At 57.5% G+C, this 16,486-nt stretch carries 8 protein-coding genes, 2 tRNA genes and 3 rRNA genes; 11 read left to right on the top strand and 2 right to left on the bottom strand.

Annotated features, from left to right (window positions below; translation table 11 throughout):
• The first annotated feature begins 2 nt into the window (after window positions 1-2).
• The 7 genes from AC3RCJ_RS28155 to rrf all read left to right on the top strand — a co-directional run bounded on the left by AC3RCJ_RS28155 (window position 3) and on the right by rrf (window position 8,211).
• Window positions 3-1,493 carry a DUF3482 domain-containing protein gene (locus tag AC3RCJ_RS28155; RefSeq protein ID WP_492965114.1) on the top strand — a complete coding sequence of 497 codons (1,491 nt, stop codon included), beginning with the start codon at window positions 3-5 and terminating at the stop codon, window positions 1,491-1,493.
• 49 nt (window positions 1,494-1,542) lie between these two features.
• A complete protein-coding gene (locus AC3RCJ_RS28150; protein ID WP_492965115.1) occupies window positions 1,543-2,622 on the top strand; it encodes a tartrate dehydrogenase in 1,080 nt (359 codons plus the stop codon).
• 411 nt (window positions 2,623-3,033) lie between these two features.
• Window positions 3,034-4,564: ribosomal RNA gene (locus AC3RCJ_RS28145) — 16S ribosomal RNA — on the top strand.
• 98 nt (window positions 4,565-4,662) lie between these two features.
• Window positions 4,663-4,739: transfer RNA gene (locus AC3RCJ_RS28140), tRNA-Ile, on the top strand.
• Window positions 4,740-4,758: 19 nt separating this feature from the next.
• A tRNA-Ala gene (locus AC3RCJ_RS28135) sits at window positions 4,759-4,834 on the top strand.
• A gap of 248 nt (window positions 4,835-5,082) precedes the next feature.
• Window positions 5,083-7,958: ribosomal RNA gene (locus AC3RCJ_RS28130) — 23S ribosomal RNA — on the top strand.
• A gap of 140 nt (window positions 7,959-8,098) precedes the next feature.
• A 5S ribosomal RNA gene (rrf, locus tag AC3RCJ_RS28125) occupies window positions 8,099-8,211 on the top strand.
• Together the 16S, 23S and 5S rRNA genes with 2 tRNA genes alongside form the textbook arrangement of a ribosomal RNA operon.
• Window positions 8,212-8,429: 218 nt before the next feature.
• Here the strand turns inward: rrf and AC3RCJ_RS28120 are convergent.
• Entirely contained in the window at window positions 8,430-9,002 is a 573-nt protein-coding gene (locus AC3RCJ_RS28120; protein ID WP_492957530.1) for an acyloxyacyl hydrolase, read from the bottom strand.
• 89 nt (window positions 9,003-9,091) lie between these two features.
• On the opposite strand from AC3RCJ_RS28120, the gene AC3RCJ_RS28115 reads away from it, so the two are divergent.
• Window positions 9,092-9,994, top strand: coding sequence for an NAD(P)-dependent oxidoreductase (locus AC3RCJ_RS28115; RefSeq protein ID WP_492957544.1), 903 nt, complete (start codon window positions 9,092-9,094; stop codon window positions 9,992-9,994).
• Between the two features lies 1 nt (window position 9,995).
• Here AC3RCJ_RS28115 and AC3RCJ_RS28110 read toward each other — a convergent pair whose 3' ends face one another.
• Complete coding sequence (locus tag AC3RCJ_RS28110; protein ID WP_492957528.1) at window positions 9,996-11,189, bottom strand: M20 aminoacylase family protein; 1,194 nt, start codon at window positions 11,187-11,189, stop codon at window positions 9,996-9,998.
• 206 nt (window positions 11,190-11,395) lie between these two features.
• Here AC3RCJ_RS28110 and AC3RCJ_RS28105 point away from each other — a divergent pair, with 206 nt between their 5' ends.
• The 3 genes from AC3RCJ_RS28105 (at window position 11,396) to AC3RCJ_RS28095 (ending at window position 16,480) form a co-directional block, all read left to right on the top strand.
• Window positions 11,396-13,471, top strand: coding sequence for a molybdopterin-containing oxidoreductase family protein (locus AC3RCJ_RS28105; RefSeq protein ID WP_492957526.1), 2,076 nt, complete (start codon window positions 11,396-11,398; stop codon window positions 13,469-13,471).
• A 1-nt stretch (window position 13,472) separates the two neighbouring features.
• Window positions 13,473-14,522, top strand: a complete 1,050-nt coding sequence (locus AC3RCJ_RS28100; RefSeq protein WP_492957524.1) for an aminopeptidase — start codon at window positions 13,473-13,475, stop codon at window positions 14,520-14,522.
• A 275-nt stretch (window positions 14,523-14,797) separates the two neighbouring features.
• Window positions 14,798-16,480, top strand: a complete 1,683-nt coding sequence (locus tag AC3RCJ_RS28095; protein WP_492957522.1) for a long-chain fatty acid--CoA ligase — start codon at window positions 14,798-14,800, stop codon at window positions 16,478-16,480.
• The last annotated feature ends 6 nt before the right edge of the window (window positions 16,481-16,486 follow it).

The raw sequence follows: 16,486 nt of genomic DNA, 5'->3' as shown, positions 1-16,486 counted from the left end.
GTATGAGTGTCAATATCAACAAGGCGGTCCAGGACGATGCGGTGCACATCGAGTTTGCGCTGATTTCGCATACGAATAATGGCAAGACGACCCTGGCGCGCACCCTCGTGGGCGTGGATATCGGCGAAGTGCGCGACGCCGCCCATGTGACGGTGTTTGCGGAATCGCATACCTTGCTCGCCACGCCACAGGGCGATACCTTGCAACTGTGGGATACGCCCGGCTTTGGCGATTCCGTGCGCCTGCTCAAGCGCCTGGGCCAGTCGGGCAATCCCATCGGCTGGTTCTTGCGCGAAGTGCTGGACCGCTATCGCGACCGCCCGTTCTGGCTCAGCCAGCAAGCGTTGCGCACGGCCAAGGACGCAGCCGACGTGGTGCTGTACCTGGTGAACTCGTCGGAAAATCCCAAGGATGCCGGTTATTTACCGGCGGAAATGAAAATCCTCGAGTGGCTGGGCAAGCCGGTCGTGGTCTTGCTGAACCAGATGGGGCCACCGCGTCCCGGCGGCCAGGAGCAGGGCGAGCAGCTGCGCTGGCGCGAACATTTGCAACAATATCCGATTGTGCGCGACGTCCTGGCGCTCGATGCATTTGCCCGCTGCTGGGTGCATGAACGCGTATTTTATGAAGCGGTCGGCAAATTGCTGCCGCCGTCGCAGCAGGTGGGCTATGCGCGTCTTTTTGCGGCCTGGCAAGCGCAGAATGCGGCGCGTTTCCAGCAGGCGATGCAGCTGCTGGCCATGCAACTGGCCGTGGCTGCCCAGGATAGCGAAGCGATCGAGCCTGTTTCCAAGGGCTTGTTGAAATCAGCCTTGCAGGTGGTCGGCATCGGAAAGAATGAAGAGCAGCAACGCCAGGAGAAGGCCATGGGCAGCCTGGTTGCGCGTCTGAACGCGCGCAGCGGCGAGACCACGCGCGAACTCTTGATATTGCACAAACTCGACCCCACCGATGCGCACAAGATCAATGCGCGCGTGCGGGAAAACTTCGCCGTGCGCGCGCCGATCGACAAGGCGCAAGCTGGTTTGCTGGGCGCCATGATTTCTGGCGCGGCAACGGGATTGTCGGCCGACCTGATTTCCGGCGGCTTGACCCTGGGCACGGGTGCCTTGCTCGGTGGCGTCGTAGGAGCACTGACCTTTGCGGGCGCCGCCTGGGGATTCAATTCCGGCACGGATCGCAATCATCCCACCATGCAATTTACCGATGCGTTCCTGCGCACCCTGGTGGTCGCGGGCGTGTTGCGTTACCTGGCGGTCGCGCATTTTGGCCGGGGCCGCGGCAACTTCGTTGAAAGCGAAGCGCCGGCCTTCTGGCAGGATGAAGTGGAACAGGCAGTGGCGCGCCATGATGGCGCCCTGGCTGAATTGTGGAAAGAAGTGCGCCGCGAGAAGGCGCCGCAACAGGCTGCCGAGCGGGTACAGCCTCTTGTTGCCGCTATCGCCTCCGATACCTTGGCGCGCCTGTATCCGGACGTGACACACCAGATATGAGTCGCCGCGATGCTCCGACGGCATCGTACTCCCCATGACAGGAATGCCCATGCGCGTACATCAAATTGCAGTCATCGCTGGCGACGGCATCGGTAATGAAGTCATGCCTGAAGGCTTGCGGGTAGTCGACGCGGCCGCCCGCCGTTTCAATATCGATTTGCAGTTCACGACGATGGAATGGGCGAATTGCGACTATTACCTGAAGCATGGGCAAATGATGCCGTCTGACTGGTTCGCCCAGCTCAAGGACTTCGACGCCATCTATTTTGGCGCGGTGGGTTGGCCAGACAAGGTCCCCGACCATATCTCGCTGTGGGGTTCCTTGTTGAAATTCCGGCGCGAGTTCGATGAGTACGTCAATTTGCGACCGGTACGGCTGATGCCGGGTGTGCCATGTCCGCTGGCGAATAAAAAGCCGGGCGATATCGACTTTTACGTGGTGCGTGAAAACACGGAAGGCGAATATTCGTCTGTCGGAGGGCGCATGTTCGAAGGCACGGAGCGCGAAATGGTGCTGCAGGAATCCGTGTTTACGCGCCAGGGCGTCGACCGCATCCTGAAGTATGCGTTTGAGCTGGCGCAAAGCCGGCCTAAAAAACACCTGACATCGGCGACCAAGTCGAATGGCATTGCCATCAGCATGCCATACTGGGACGAACGGGTCGAAGCGATGGGGCCGAGCTTCCCCGATGTGCGCTGGGACAAATACCATATCGACATCCTGGCGGCCCGCTTCGTGCTCAGCCCGGAACGTTTCGATGTCGTGGTGGCGTCGAATCTGTTTGGCGACATCCTGTCCGACCTGGGGCCTGCCTGTACGGGCACGATCGCCATTGCGCCGTCGGCCAATATCAATCCGGAGCGTACTTTCCCCTCTGTGTTTGAGCCGGTGCATGGCTCCGCGCCCGATATCTATGGCCAGAATATCGCCAATCCGATCGGCATGATCTGGTCCGGGGCCATGATGCTCGACTTCCTGGGCAAGGGCGCAGCCAATTACCGTGCCGCACATGATGCGATTTTGCGCGCCATCGAGCAGGTGCTCGAGCATGGTCCGCGTACGCCGGACATGGGCGGCGGCGCCAGCACGAGCGATGTCGGCATGGCGGTTGCCGCATTGCTGAAATAAAGCTTGCCGCCTGCGGGCGGCTTTGCTATAGTTCGCCTCCCCAATGAGACGCAGTCAAATGCGGAACTTGAGGATCACCGGAAACGGCGATGAGTAGTAAAGAAGGAGTTGACGGATGTAGTGAAATGCTTCATACTCTTCCTTCTTCGCAGCTGACAAACACAACGCTTTGTCGATAGCGCGAAAGCAGTAGCCGAATACAGTTCTTTAACAATTAACAGTCGATAAGTGTGGGCATTTGATGCAAGTGCAGCGCCGATCTTCGGATTGGCGTCTAACTTAAAATATCAAATGTTCACGAATAAATAAATGAAATAGGACGCTACGCAAGTAGTGGCCTGTCAGTTGTTTTTGAAGTGAGCGACCCGTCAGCAATGACGGTGCCTGTAAAAGGGCAAAGTAACAGAGATTAAACTGAAGAGTTTGATCCTGGCTCAGATTGAACGCTGGCGGCATGCCTTACACATGCAAGTCGAACGGCAGCACGGAGCTTGCTCTGGTGGCGAGTGGCGAACGGGTGAGTAATATATCGGAACGTACCCTGGAGTGGGGGATAACGTAGCGAAAGTTACGCTAATACCGCATACGATCTAAGGATGAAAGTGGGGGATCGCAAGACCTCATGCTCGTGGAGCGGCCGATATCTGATTAGCTAGTTGGTAGGGTAAAAGCCTACCAAGGCATCGATCAGTAGCTGGTCTGAGAGGACGACCAGCCACACTGGAACTGAGACACGGTCCAGACTCCTACGGGAGGCAGCAGTGGGGAATTTTGGACAATGGGCGCAAGCCTGATCCAGCAATGCCGCGTGAGTGAAGAAGGCCTTCGGGTTGTAAAGCTCTTTTGTCAGGGAAGAAACGGTGGGAGCTAATATCTCCTGCTAATGACGGTACCTGAAGAATAAGCACCGGCTAACTACGTGCCAGCAGCCGCGGTAATACGTAGGGTGCAAGCGTTAATCGGAATTACTGGGCGTAAAGCGTGCGCAGGCGGTTTTGTAAGTCTGATGTGAAATCCCCGGGCTCAACCTGGGAATTGCATTGGAGACTGCAAGGCTAGAATCTGGCAGAGGGGGGTAGAATTCCACGTGTAGCAGTGAAATGCGTAGATATGTGGAGGAACACCGATGGCGAAGGCAGCCCCCTGGGTCAAGATTGACGCTCATGCACGAAAGCGTGGGGAGCAAACAGGATTAGATACCCTGGTAGTCCACGCCCTAAACGATGTCTACTAGTTGTCGGGTCTTAATTGACTTGGTAACGCAGCTAACGCGTGAAGTAGACCGCCTGGGGAGTACGGTCGCAAGATTAAAACTCAAAGGAATTGACGGGGACCCGCACAAGCGGTGGATGATGTGGATTAATTCGATGCAACGCGAAAAACCTTACCTACCCTTGACATGGCTGGAATCCCCGAGAGATTGGGGAGTGCTCGAAAGAGAACCAGTACACAGGTGCTGCATGGCTGTCGTCAGCTCGTGTCGTGAGATGTTGGGTTAAGTCCCGCAACGAGCGCAACCCTTGTCATTAGTTGCTACGAAAGGGCACTCTAATGAGACTGCCGGTGACAAACCGGAGGAAGGTGGGGATGACGTCAAGTCCTCATGGCCCTTATGGGTAGGGCTTCACACGTCATACAATGGTACATACAGAGCGCCGCCAACCCGCGAGGGGGAGCTAATCGCAGAAAGTGTATCGTAGTCCGGATTGTAGTCTGCAACTCGACTGCATGAAGTTGGAATCGCTAGTAATCGCGGATCAGCATGTCGCGGTGAATACGTTCCCGGGTCTTGTACACACCGCCCGTCACACCATGGGAGCGGGTTTTACCAGAAGTAGGTAGCTTAACCGTAAGGAGGGCGCTTACCACGGTAGGATTCGTGACTGGGGTGAAGTCGTAACAAGGTAGCCGTATCGGAAGGTGCGGCTGGATCACCTCCTTTCTAGAGTTTGCACGAAGCAGTAATGCTTCACGCCTCAAATGTTCACACTTATCGGCTGTTAGTAAGAGAAGAAACAGTAGTCGTAGTAGCACCGCGTTGGGGCTGTAGCTCAGCTGGTTAGAGCACCGTGTTGATAACGCGGGGGTCGTTGGTTCGAGTCCAACCAGCCCTACCAGCTAATTAGTAATATCTCAGGGGGATTAGCTCAGCTGGGAGAGCACCTGCTTTGCAAGCAGGGGGTCGTCGGTTCGATCCCGTCATCCTCCACCACGTTTTACCGAAAGCGCAAATGTAAGCCAGTCAAATAGACTCAGGTTTAGATTTGATCTTTTAGCGATCAAAGCTGTTTCGTTCTTTAACAATCTGGAAGAAGTAAAGATTATTTATTGATCGGTTTATCGTAAAACATAAATCGATGGGTAATGATTGTATGTATCAACAAACAAGCAACAACGTTGTACTTTCTTATCCCTGTAGCGCTCTTTCATCATGTAAATGATGAGAGGCTAACGTTATAGGGACAAGCGAATAAGTGCACATGGTGGATGCCTTGGCGATTACAGGCGATGAAGGACGTAGTAGCTTGCGATAAGCTGCGGGGAGTGAGCAAACACACTTTGATCCGCAGATTTCCGAATGGGGCAACCCACCCTTTTAGGGTATTGCATACTGAATACATAGGTATGCAAGGCGAACGCGGCGAACTGAAACATCTAAGTAGCTGCAGGAAAAGAAATCAACCGAGATTCCCAAAGTAGCGGCGAGCGAAATGGGAAGAGCCTGTACGTGATAGTCGGACCGATAACAGAATCCTCTGGAAATAGGAGCCATAGCGGGTGATAGCCCCGTATGTGAAATCGGACCGGTGGTACTAAGCGTACGACAAGTAGGGCGGGACACGTGACATCCTGTCTGAATATGGGGGGACCATCCTCCAAGGCTAAATACTCGTAATCGACCGATAGTGAACCAGTACCGTGAGGGAAAGGCGAAAAGAACCCCGGAAGGGGAGTGAAATAGATCCTGAAACCGTGTGCATACAAACAGTAGGAGCGGACTTGTTCCGTGACTGCGTACCTTTTGTATAATGGGTCAGCGACTTACATTCAGTGGCAAGGTTAACCGCATAGGGAAGCCGTAGAGAAATCGAGTCCGAATAGGGCGATCAGTCGCTGGGTGTAGACCCGAAACCAAGTGATCTACTCATGGCCAGGATGAAGGTGCGGTAACACGCCCTGGAGGTCCGAACCCACTAATGTTGAAAAATTAGGGGATGAGCTGTGGGTAGGGGTGAAAGGCTAAACAAACTTGGAAATAGCTGGTTCTCTCCGAAAACTATTTAGGTAGTGCCTCAAGTATCACCATCGGGGGTAGAGCACTGTTATGGCTAGGGGGTCATTGCGACTTACCAAACCATTGCAAACTCCGAATACCGATGAGTGCGAGCTTGGGAGACAGACGTCGGGTGCTAACGTCCGGCGTCAAGAGGGAAACAACCCAGACCGCCAGCTAAGGTCCCAAAGATTGGCTAAGTGGAAAACGAAGTGGGAAGGCTAAAACAGTCAGGATGTTGGCTTAGAAGCAGCCATCATTTAAAGAAAGCGTAATAGCTCACTGATCGAGTCGTCCTGCGCGGAAGATGTAACGGGGCTAAGCCAGTCACCGAAGCTGCGGATATATAGCAATATATATGGTAGGAGAGCGTTCTGTAAGCCTGCGAAGGTGTCTTGTAAAGGATGCTGGAGGTATCAGAAGTGCGAATGCTGACATGAGTAGCGATAATGGGGGTGAAAAGCCTCCACGCCGTAAGCCCAAGGTTTCCTGTTCAACGTTCATCGGAGCAGGGTGAGTCGGCCCCTAAGGCGAGGCAGAGATGCGTAGCTGATGGGAAGCAGGTTAATATTCCTGCACCGTCGTATGATGCGATGGGGGGACGGATCGCGGAAGGTTGTCTGACTGTTGGAATAGTCAGTTTCTGTCTCATAGAAGGCGCTTAGGCAAATCCGGGCGCGGAATTCAAGGGGATGGGACGAGTGAACTTGTTCACGAAGCAATCGGAAGTGGTTCCAAGAAAAGCCTCTAAGCTTCAGTCATACGAGACCGTACCGCAAACCGACACAGGTGGGCGAGATGAGTATTCTAAGGCGCTTGAGAGAACTCGGGAGAAGGAACTCGGCAAATTGGTACCGTAACTTCGGGAAAAGGTACGCCCCGGTAGCTTGATTGGTTTACTCCATGAGGGTGAAAGGGTTGCAATAAACTGGTGGCTGCGACTGTTTAATAAAAACACAGCACTCTGCAAACACGAAAGTGGACGTATAGGGTGTGACGCCTGCCCGGTGCTGGAAGATTAAATGATGGGGTGCAAGCTCTTGATTGAAGTCCCAGTAAACGGCGGCCGTAACTATAACGGTCCTAAGGTAGCGAAATTCCTTGTCGGGTAAGTTCCGACCTGCACGAATGGCGTAACGATGGCCACACTGTCTCCTCCCGAGACTCAGCGAAGTTGAAATGTTTGTGATGATGCAATCTACCCGCGGCTAGACGGAAAGACCCCATGAACCTTTACTGTAGCTTTGCATTGGACTTTGAACCAATCTGTGTAGGATAGGTGGGAGGCTTTGAAGCGGGGACGCTAGTTCTCGTGGAGCCAACCTTGAAATACCACCCTGGTTTGTTTGAGGTTCTAACCTTGGTCCGTTATCCGGATCGGGGACAGTGCATGGTAGGCAGTTTGACTGGGGCGGTCTCCTCCTAAAGTGTAACGGAGGAGTTCGAAGGTACGCTAGATACGGTCGGACATCGTGTTGATAGTGCAATGGCATAAGCGTGCTTAACTGCGAGACTGACAAGTCGAGCAGGTACGAAAGTAGGACATAGTGATCCGGTGGTTCTGTATGGAAGGGCCATCGCTCAACGGATAAAAGGTACTCTGGGGATAACAGGCTGATTCCTCCCAAGAGTTCATATCGACGGGGGAGTTTGGCACCTCGATGTCGGCTCATCACATCCTGGGGCTGTAGCCGGTCCCAAGGGTATGGCTGTTCGCCATTTAAAGTGGTACGTGAGCTGGGTTTAAAACGTCGTGAGACAGTTTGGTCCCTATCTGCCGTGGGCGTTGGAAATTTGAAGGGGGCTGCTCCTAGTACGAGAGGACCGGAGTGGACGAACCTCTGGTGTACCGGTTGTCACGCCAGTGGCATTGCCGGGTAGCTAAGTTCGGAAGAGATAACCGCTGAAAGCATCTAAGCGGGAAACTTGCCTTGAGATGAGATTTCCCAGAGCCTTGAGCTCTTTGAAGGGTCGTTCGAGACCAGGACGTTGATAGGCTGGGTGTGGAAGTGCAGTAATGCATTAAGCTAACCAGTACTAATTGCCCGTACGGCTTGTCCCTATAACCTTAGCAGGTACAGAGGATAAGACGGTACAACGTTGCGTGTGTGTTGATACTATCATTCATTACCCAAAATCTTTGCTTCTTCCAGATTCATGGCCTTGTTGCTCCATAGAGAACAAGCGTCAGTACAAGTTATGCCTGATGACCATAGCAAGTTGGTCCCACCCCTTCCCATCCCGAACAGGACCGTGAAACAACTTTGCGCCGATGATAGTGCTGCAACCAGTGTGAAAGTAGGTTATCGTCAGGCTTGTTATTCGCAGTAGAAGAAAACCCCGCCGGATTCCGGTGGGGTTTTTTTTCGTCCGGGGTTTTGTGGGGTGCGGCGGTGGCTGCTGTCGGCTTACGCTGCGCTAAGCCGACCTACGCCTGACCTGCGCCGAGAGACCCCGGCTGTTGATCCGCTGCCTTTGCAACAGGCGAAAAAAAGGCAGCGCTACGCGCTGCCTTTGTCATTTATCAAACGCATTAAAAGTGATAAGCGACTTTGACGTTCATGTAATTGACGCCGCTATTAGGTTTCTTGTAGCCGCCATTCGAGAAATGCTGGATCTTGGCAGCGACTTCCCATTTGTTATTGAACACATAGCCGATGCCGATATGGTCGCCGAACTGGAAGTGGGTCGACAGGCGGTTGTCGTCGTTGTCGTACAGCTTGGACAGCATGTGCACGCCAATGCCGCCTTCTGCATAGAAGCCCAGTTTATTCGTGTTTTCAAAGCGGAAGACGGGAGTAAAGCCCAGGTCCCACAGTTTTTGATGCTGGCCAGGGACGTTGCGATAGCTCTTGCCATCCCAGCCGCCGATGCTGGCATCCCAGTAACCGCTCAGCTGCGTGCCATTCGATACGAACCAGGCCTTATCCCAGTTCGAGGTTACGCCGGCGCGTACCATTTGTACCTTCACGCCCTTGGCATACTCGCCGTAGACGGAGTCGATCAGCTTGTCGTCGGCGGCAAAGCCGGCATTGGCGGCCATCAGCGCGGCAACGGCGGCGATGGATTTGAGGAGATTCTTCTTGAAGAACATAGAGGCTTTCATCGTAAAATTGGCCGATAGGCTATTGTCTTGTCTGCGCAGGCAGCTTTTTTGCATGCCGCTCTCGCCACTTGTTGATTTCAGGGGTTCAATTGACATTCTCTACAAAAATCGCATTTCTCGGTATCGGTCTGATGGGGGATCCGATGGTCCGCCGCCTGCTGCAAGCTGGTTATTCTGTCACAGTTTGGAATCGCACGCACAGCAAGGCTCAAGTGCTCAGTGCTGCAGGGGCGTATCCTGTTGCCTCGCTGGTCCAGGCGGTCAGCGGGGCGCAGCTCATCATCTCCATGCTTGAAGCGGGGCCGGTCGTCGCGCAGGTGCTGCAAGAGGCCCTGCCGTCCCTGTCTGCTGGGGCAATCTGGGTCGACATGAGTTCCACCCAGCAGTCGGAAGCGCAGCAATTTCATGCCGCTTTGCACGCAAGCGGCCATGCTTTTATTGATGCGCCCGTGTCGGGTGGCGTCGGCGGGGCACAGGCGGCTACCCTGGCCATCATGGCAGGCGCCAGCGCTGGCGATTACGCGCGTGTCGAAGCGATTTTGTCGGCCATGGGGCGACCGACCCTGGTGGGGCCAGCCGGCAGTGGCCAGGTTGCCAAGCTGTGCAATCAGCTGATCGTCGGTGCGACCCTGAATATCGTGGCCGAAGCACTGTTGCTGGCCCAGGCGGCTGGCGCCGATGCGGCGGCCGTGCGCGCGGCGATACGCGGCGGTTTTGCCGAGAGCAGAATTCTGGAGGTGCATGGCCAGCGCATGTTGGAGCGCAATTTTGTTGCCGGTGGCCAGGTGAAAAGCCAGATCAAGGATATGCACAACATCCTCGCGGCGGCCGAGGCGGCCCACCTCACCTTGCCGGTGACGCAGCTGGTGACGCAGCGCTATGACACCCTTGCCGAAACGTACCCGACGGCCGACCATGCGGCGGCCTTGCTGGCCCTGGAAGCGTTGAATCCGGGCCAGCGCCTCGGTGACGGCCCGGATAAGTTGAGCTGAATCAAGTGACGGGCAGGCTCGCTTCGGCCAGCTTGACCCAGAAACTGGCGCCGATGGGCAGCAGATTGTCGTTGAAGTCGTAGCTGCCATTATGCAAGACGCACGGTCCCAGGCCGTGGCCGCCATCGCGGTGCTCGCCGTCGCCGTTGCCGATGAAGATGTAGCAGCCGGCTTTTTCTTGCAGGAAAAAGGCAAAATCTTCCGCGCCCATGGTCGGTTCGACATTCGCGTTGACCTTGTCCGCACCCACCACGCTTTTCATCACGTCGACGGCAAACGCCGTTTCCTTCGCATGGTTGACCAGCGGCGGATAGTTGCGCTTGAAGTGGAACTCGACCTCGGCGCCAAAGGCGGCCGCCGTGTGCACGGCGATGTCGCGCATGCGCTCTTCGATCAGGTCCAGCACGGGCGTGGTGAAGGTGCGCACGGTGCCGACCAGGCTGGCATCATCGGGAATCACATTCGTGGCGCTGCCCGCATGGATTTGCGTGATCGACAGCACGGCCGTGTCGAGCGGGCTCTTGTTGCGCGTGATGACGGTTTGCCAGCTTTGCGCGATCTGCACGGCCACCATCACGGGGTCGATGCCCTTGTGGGGCTGGGCCGCATGCGCACCCTTGCCCTTGACGGTGACGTGGAATTCATTGCTCGACGCCATCATCGGGCCCTCCACCACGCTCAGCGTGCCCGTTTGCGCGCCCGGCCAGTTGTGCATGCCGTAGATGGCATCCATGGGAAAGCGGGTAAACAAGCCGTCTGCTATCATTTCGCGCGCGCCGGCGCCGCCTTCCTCGGCCGGCTGGAAGACCAGATAGACGGTACCGTCGAAGTTGCGGTGCTGCGCCAGGTAATGGGCCGCACCGAGCAGCATGGCCGTGTGGCCGTCGTGGCCGCAGGCGTGCATCTTGCCCGGGTGGCGCGAGGCATGCTCGAAGGTATTCATTTCCTGCATCGGCAAGGCATCCATGTCGGCGCGCAGGCCGATGGCGCGTTTCGACGTGCCATTCTGGATGATGCCGACCACGCCAGTGCGGCCCAGGCCGCGTACCACGGGGATGCCCCATTCCGTCAGTTTGGCGGCGACCACGTCCGAGGTGCGCTGTTCTTCGTAGCACAGCTCGGGGTGCGCATGCAGGTCGCGGCGGATACCTTGCAGCTCGGATTGAAACGCCAAGATCGGATCAACTAGTTTCATGGGACTCTCCTGTGGATGCTGGCACGCAGCAATGTATGGCGTGCCGGACCGCGTCTGTTTGATCAAAAACATGCGTGGCTAATAGTGCATTGTAGCCCTTGTTTGCCGGGTAAATCCAGCGCACGGACGGGCTTGCCACGGCGCCAACAGCAAGCGTCCGGAATGGTTTACAGTATCGCCTTCCCCCAACGCTTTTGGATCGCCCCATGACTACCACCCAAGTGCGCGCCGCCTGCCCGCTCGACTGCCCAGATACCTGCGCCCTCCTGGTCACGGTGACCGACGGCGTGGCCACCGCCGTCAAGGGCGATCCTGACCACCCGACCACGGCTGGCGTGCTGTGCACCAAGGTGTCGCGTTTCACGGAGCGCACCTACCATGCGGACCGCCTGCTCACGCCGCTGCGCCGCGTGGGCAGCAAGGGGGAAGGCAAGTTCGAGCCCATCAGCTGGGACGAGGCGCTGACGACCATCGCCGCCCGCTTGAAACCGATCGCCGCGCGCGAGCCGCAGGCGATCTTGCCGTACAGCTACTGCGGCACCATGGGCCTGGTGCAGGGCGAGTCGATGTCCTCGCGCTTCTTCAACCAACTCGGTGCTTCCTTGCTGGACCGCACCATTTGCGCGTCGGCCGGCGCCACCGGTTACCGCTACACGGTGGGCGCCAGCATCGGCACGGACCTGGAACAGTTCCAGAACGCGAAATTGATCATTATCTGGGGCGGCAACCCCATCGCCTCGAACCTGCACTTCTGGATGCGCGCGCAAGAGGCCAAGCGCCATGGCGCCACCCTGATCGCCATCGACCCCTACCGCTCCTTGACGGCCGAGAAATGCCACCAGCACGTCGCCTTGCTGCCTGGCACCGATGCCGCCCTGGCGCTGGGTTTGATGCATGTCTTGATTGTGGAAGATATGCTTGATCATGACTATATCGAACGCTACACGATAGGCTATGCTGAACTGAAACAGCGGGCCATGGAATGGCCGCCCGAGCGCGTGGCCGAGGTCTGCGGCATCACGGTCACGGAAGTGGTGGAACTGGCGCGCCTGTACGGCCGGGCCTGCCGTAGCGGCGAAGGCGCGGCCATCCGCGCCAACTATGGCGTGCAGCGCGTGCATGGCGGCGGCATGGCCGTGCGCAACATCGCCTGCCTGCCCGCATTGACGGGCGCCTGGCGCCATCCTGCCGGCGGCATGCAGCTGTCGAGCTCGGGTTCCTTCCCCGTCAACCGCAAGGCCCTGCAGCGTCCGGACTTGCTGAAAGGTACGCCGCGCACCATCAACATGAGCACCATCGGCGACGATTTATTGAAAGAAAGCTCGCCCGAATTCGGCCCGCAAGTGGAAGCCGTGATCGTCTACAATTCGAATCCGCTGGCCGTGGCGCCCGATTCCACGAAGGTGGCGCAGGGCTTTGCCCGCGAAGATCTGTTTACGGTCGTGCTCGAACATTTCCAGACCGATACCGTCGATTACGCCGACATCGTGCTGCCCGCCACCACGCAGCTGGAACACATCGATGCGCACGCCACCTACGGCCATCTGTACATGATGGCGAACAATGCGGCCGTGGCGCCGCTGGGCGAAGCGAAGGCGAACACGGAAATCTTCCGCCTGCTGGCCCAATACATGGGCTTTGACGATCCCTGCTTCCAGGAAAGTGACGATGCGCTGGCGGCCAAGGCATTCGACAACACGGATGCGCGCGCCGTGCATTTCGACTGGGAATCGTTGAAGCAGAGCGGGTGGCAAAAGCTGGCCATGCCCGAGGCGCCGTTCGCCGCCGGGGGCTTTCCCACGCCTTCGGGCAAGTGCGAGTTGTATTCGCAGGCCATGGCACAGGCGGGGCTCGATCCCTTGCCGACCTATATCGCGCCATACGAATCGCAGGCCAGCAATCCCGCGCTGGCGGCGCGTTTCCCGCTGGCCATGATTTCGCCGCCGGCGCGCAACTTCCTCAATTCCACTTTTGTGAACGTGAAAAGCCTGCGCGCGGCCGAAGGCGAGCCGCACCTCGATATCCACCCGGATGACAGCGCCGCGCGCGGTATCGGGGCCGGCGACATGGTGCGCATCTTCAACGACCGCGGCAGTTTTGTTGCCAGGGCCAGGGTGACGGACAAGGCGAGGCGCGGCCTGGTGGTCGGCTTGTCCGTCTGGTGGAAGAAACTCGCCAGTGACGGCAAGAACGCGAATGAAGTCACCAGCCAGCGCCTGACCGACATGGGTCGCGCGCCCACCTTTTACGACACGCTGGTCGAAGTGGAAAAGGTTGCCTGAGATGGCACGCTGGCCGGCCCGGCTGCTTGTCGGCATGCTGTGCCTGTCGCTGGGCGGCTGCACGCAGCTGCGCTATTACGCCCAGGCGGCGCAGGGGCAATATGCCTTGTGGTCCGGCGCGCGCCCCGTCGATGCCTGGCTCGATGATCCTGCCACCGAGCCGCGCCTGAAAGTGCGCCTGGCCAAGGCGCAGCAGATCCGCCGTTTTGCCGTCAGCGAGCTGGATTTACCGGACAATGGCAGCTACAAGAACTACGCGGCCCTGCGGCGCCCCTTCGTGCTGTGGAACGTGGTGGCCACGCCGGAACTGTCGCTGCAGCCGCTGCAATGGTGTTTCCCCATCGCCGGCTGCGTCAATTATCGCGGCTATTACAGCAAGGATGAGGCGCTGGCCTATGCCGACGAGTTGCGCGCCCAGCATTACGACGTGCAGGTGGGCGGCGTGCCTGCGTACTCGACCTTGGGTTGGTTCGACGACCCGCTGCTGTCGACCTTTATCAATTACAACGATGCGGAACTGGCGCGCATGATTTTCCACGAACTGGCGCACCAGGTCGTGTACGTACAGGGCGATTCCGCCTTCAATGAATCGTTTGCCGTCGCCGTGGAAGAAGCGGGCGTGCGGCGCTGGCTGGCGCGCGAGGGCAATGACGCCATGCGCGCGGCGTATGCCCAGTATGCGGCGCGGCGCCAGGACTTCCTGGCCTTGCTGCTGAAATATCGGGGAGCGCTCGAGACCGTGTATGCGAGCGGCGCCAGCGATGCGGACAAGCGTGCGCGCAAGGCGCAAGTGTTCAGCGAACTGAAAGACGCATACCAGTTGCTGAAGCAAAACTGGGGTGGTTATGCCGGTTATGACCGCTGGTTCGAGCAACCGCTGAGCAATGCCCACCTGGCCTCGGTGGCGACCTACAATGAATTTTTGCCAGCCTTTAAAAAATTGCTGGAAGAAAAAAAGAACTTTCGTGCTTTTTATGCTGCAGTGCACACAATGTCTCGGCTCGACAAGCCGGAGCGGCGAATAGTCTTGCAACAATTAGCCAGCCCTTGACCCGTGGGAATTGCCTTGTACGTCAGGGCCGGCGTTTTCACAACGCCGTATTTTTCATGCTGCATTGCAGCACAAAAGTGCCCTAGAGTTCATGCTCGAATACCGTTGAAAGCGCTTGCATGGAAGCGCGGCGCCCGATAGCATCGCGTTAGTAGCATAGAGCAATTGCTCGTCAGAATGCTCAAACTGACTGCCGGACGACAGAATCCGCAGCAATGATCCGCGCCGGCAGGGTGCGCCGGCTCCCCACGATGATTCGAGACAAGAGGCACAGGATGGAAAAAATTTGGCTGAAGTCGTATCCTCCCGGCGTACCCGCCGACATCAATCCTGATCAATATCGTTCGCTGGTGCACTTGCTGGAAGAAGCGTTTCAAAAGTATGCGGACCGCAATGCCTATGTCTGCATGGACAAATTTCTTACCTATGCCGAACTCGACGCCTATTCACGCCAGCTGGGCGCCTTTCTGCAAAGCCGCGGCTTGAAGAAGGGAGCCAGAGTCGCCCTGATGATGCCGAACGTGCTGCAGTATCCGGTGGCGATCGCGGCCGTGCTGCGCGCCGGTTACACGGTGGTCAATGTCAACCCTTTATATACGCCACGCGAACTCGAGCACCAGCTCAACGATTCGGGCAGCGAAGCGATCATCGTGCTGGAAAATTTTGCGCATACGGTCGAGCAAGTGCTGGGCAAGACGACCATCAAGCACATCATCGTTGCCAGCATGGGCGAAATGCTCGGTGGCTTGAAGGGCATGATCGTCAATTTTGTCGTGCGTAACGTCAAGAAGATGGTGCCCGCGTATTCGCTGCCGAACGCCATGCGCTTCAAGAGCGCGCTGGCGCTGGGCAGCCGCATGAAACTCACGCCTGTCGAGCTGAGCGTCAACGACCCCGCCTTCCTGCAATACACGGGCGGCACCACGGGCGTGTCGAAGGGCGCAACCTTGAGCCACCGCAACGTGATTGCCAACGTGCTGCAAAGCGAAGCGTGGTCGGGCGCGGCGCTCGATCCGAACAGCCGCGAGCAGTTGATCATCGTCTGCGCCTTGCCGCTGTACCATATCTTTGCCCTGACGGCGTGCGCCATGTGGGGCACGCGCGTGGGCGCCTTGAACATCCTGATCCCGAATCCGCGCGATATCCCGGGCCTGATCAAGGAACTGGGCAAATACAAGTTCAACCTGTTGCCGGCGGTCAATACGCTGTATAACGCGCTGGTCAACCACCCTGATTTTGCCAAGCTCGATTTCTCGGGCTTGAAGATCGCCAATGGCGGCGGCATGGCGGTGCAGCAAGCCGTCAACGACAAATGGCTGCAGGCGACGGGCGTGTCCATCATCGAAGGCTATGGCTTGTCGGAAACGTCGCCCGTCGCCACCTGCAACCGTGCCGACAGCACGGCGTTTTCCGGCACCATCGGCTTGCCGATTCCGTCAACCGAGATCGCCATCCTCGACGATGACGGCAAGGAAGTAGCGCTGGGCCAGACGGGCGAGATCGCCATCCGCGGCCCGCAAGTGATGAGCGGCTACTGGAACCGTCCCGATGAAACGGCCAAGGTCATGACGCCGGACGGCTACTTCAAATCGGGCGATGTGGGCATCATGGATGAGCGCGGCTACGTGAAGATCGTGGACCGCAAGAAAGACATGATCCTCGTCTCCGGCTTCAATGTGTATCCGAACGAAGTCGAAGCCGTCATCGCGGCCCATCCGGGCGTGCTCGAGTGCGCCTGCGTGGGCGTGCCCGATGAACATTCGGGCGAGGCCGTCAAGGTGTTCGTGGTGCGCAAGGACCCGACGCTGACGGTGGACGTGTTGGCGGCGTACTGCAAGGAACAATTTACGGGCTACAAGCGTCCGAAATACATCGAATTCCGTGATGAATTGCCGAAGACCAACGTCGGCAAGATTTTGCGTCGTGCCTTGCGCGACGAGAAGAAGATAGCAGCATAAACAGTG

The organism is Janthinobacterium sp. GW822-FHT07H11, assembly GCF_058798615.1.
The sequence above is the reverse complement of the archived record's forward strand: the minus strand, read 5'-3'. Positions and strand labels throughout refer to the sequence as shown.

Excerpts from the sequence above, each read along its gene's own strand:
- AC3RCJ_RS28100 (WP_492957524.1), top strand. The coding sequence starts at position 13,473 with ATGGCACGCTGGCCGGCCCGGCTGCTTGTCGGCATGCTGTGCCTGTCG.
- AC3RCJ_RS28110 (WP_492957528.1), bottom strand. The coding sequence starts at position 11,189 with ATGAAACTAGTTGATCCGATCTTGGCGTTTCAATCCGAGCTGCAAGGT.
- AC3RCJ_RS28120 (WP_492957530.1), bottom strand. The coding sequence starts at position 9,002 with ATGAAAGCCTCTATGTTCTTCAAGAAGAATCTCCTCAAATCCATCGCC.
- AC3RCJ_RS28105 (WP_492957526.1), top strand. The coding sequence starts at position 11,396 with ATGACTACCACCCAAGTGCGCGCCGCCTGCCCGCTCGACTGCCCAGAT.
- AC3RCJ_RS28095 (WP_492957522.1), top strand. The coding sequence starts at position 14,798 with ATGGAAAAAATTTGGCTGAAGTCGTATCCTCCCGGCGTACCCGCCGAC.
- AC3RCJ_RS28150 (WP_492965115.1), top strand. The coding sequence starts at position 1,543 with ATGCGCGTACATCAAATTGCAGTCATCGCTGGCGACGGCATCGGTAAT.
- AC3RCJ_RS28155 (WP_492965114.1), top strand. The coding sequence starts at position 3 with ATGAGTGTCAATATCAACAAGGCGGTCCAGGACGATGCGGTGCACATC.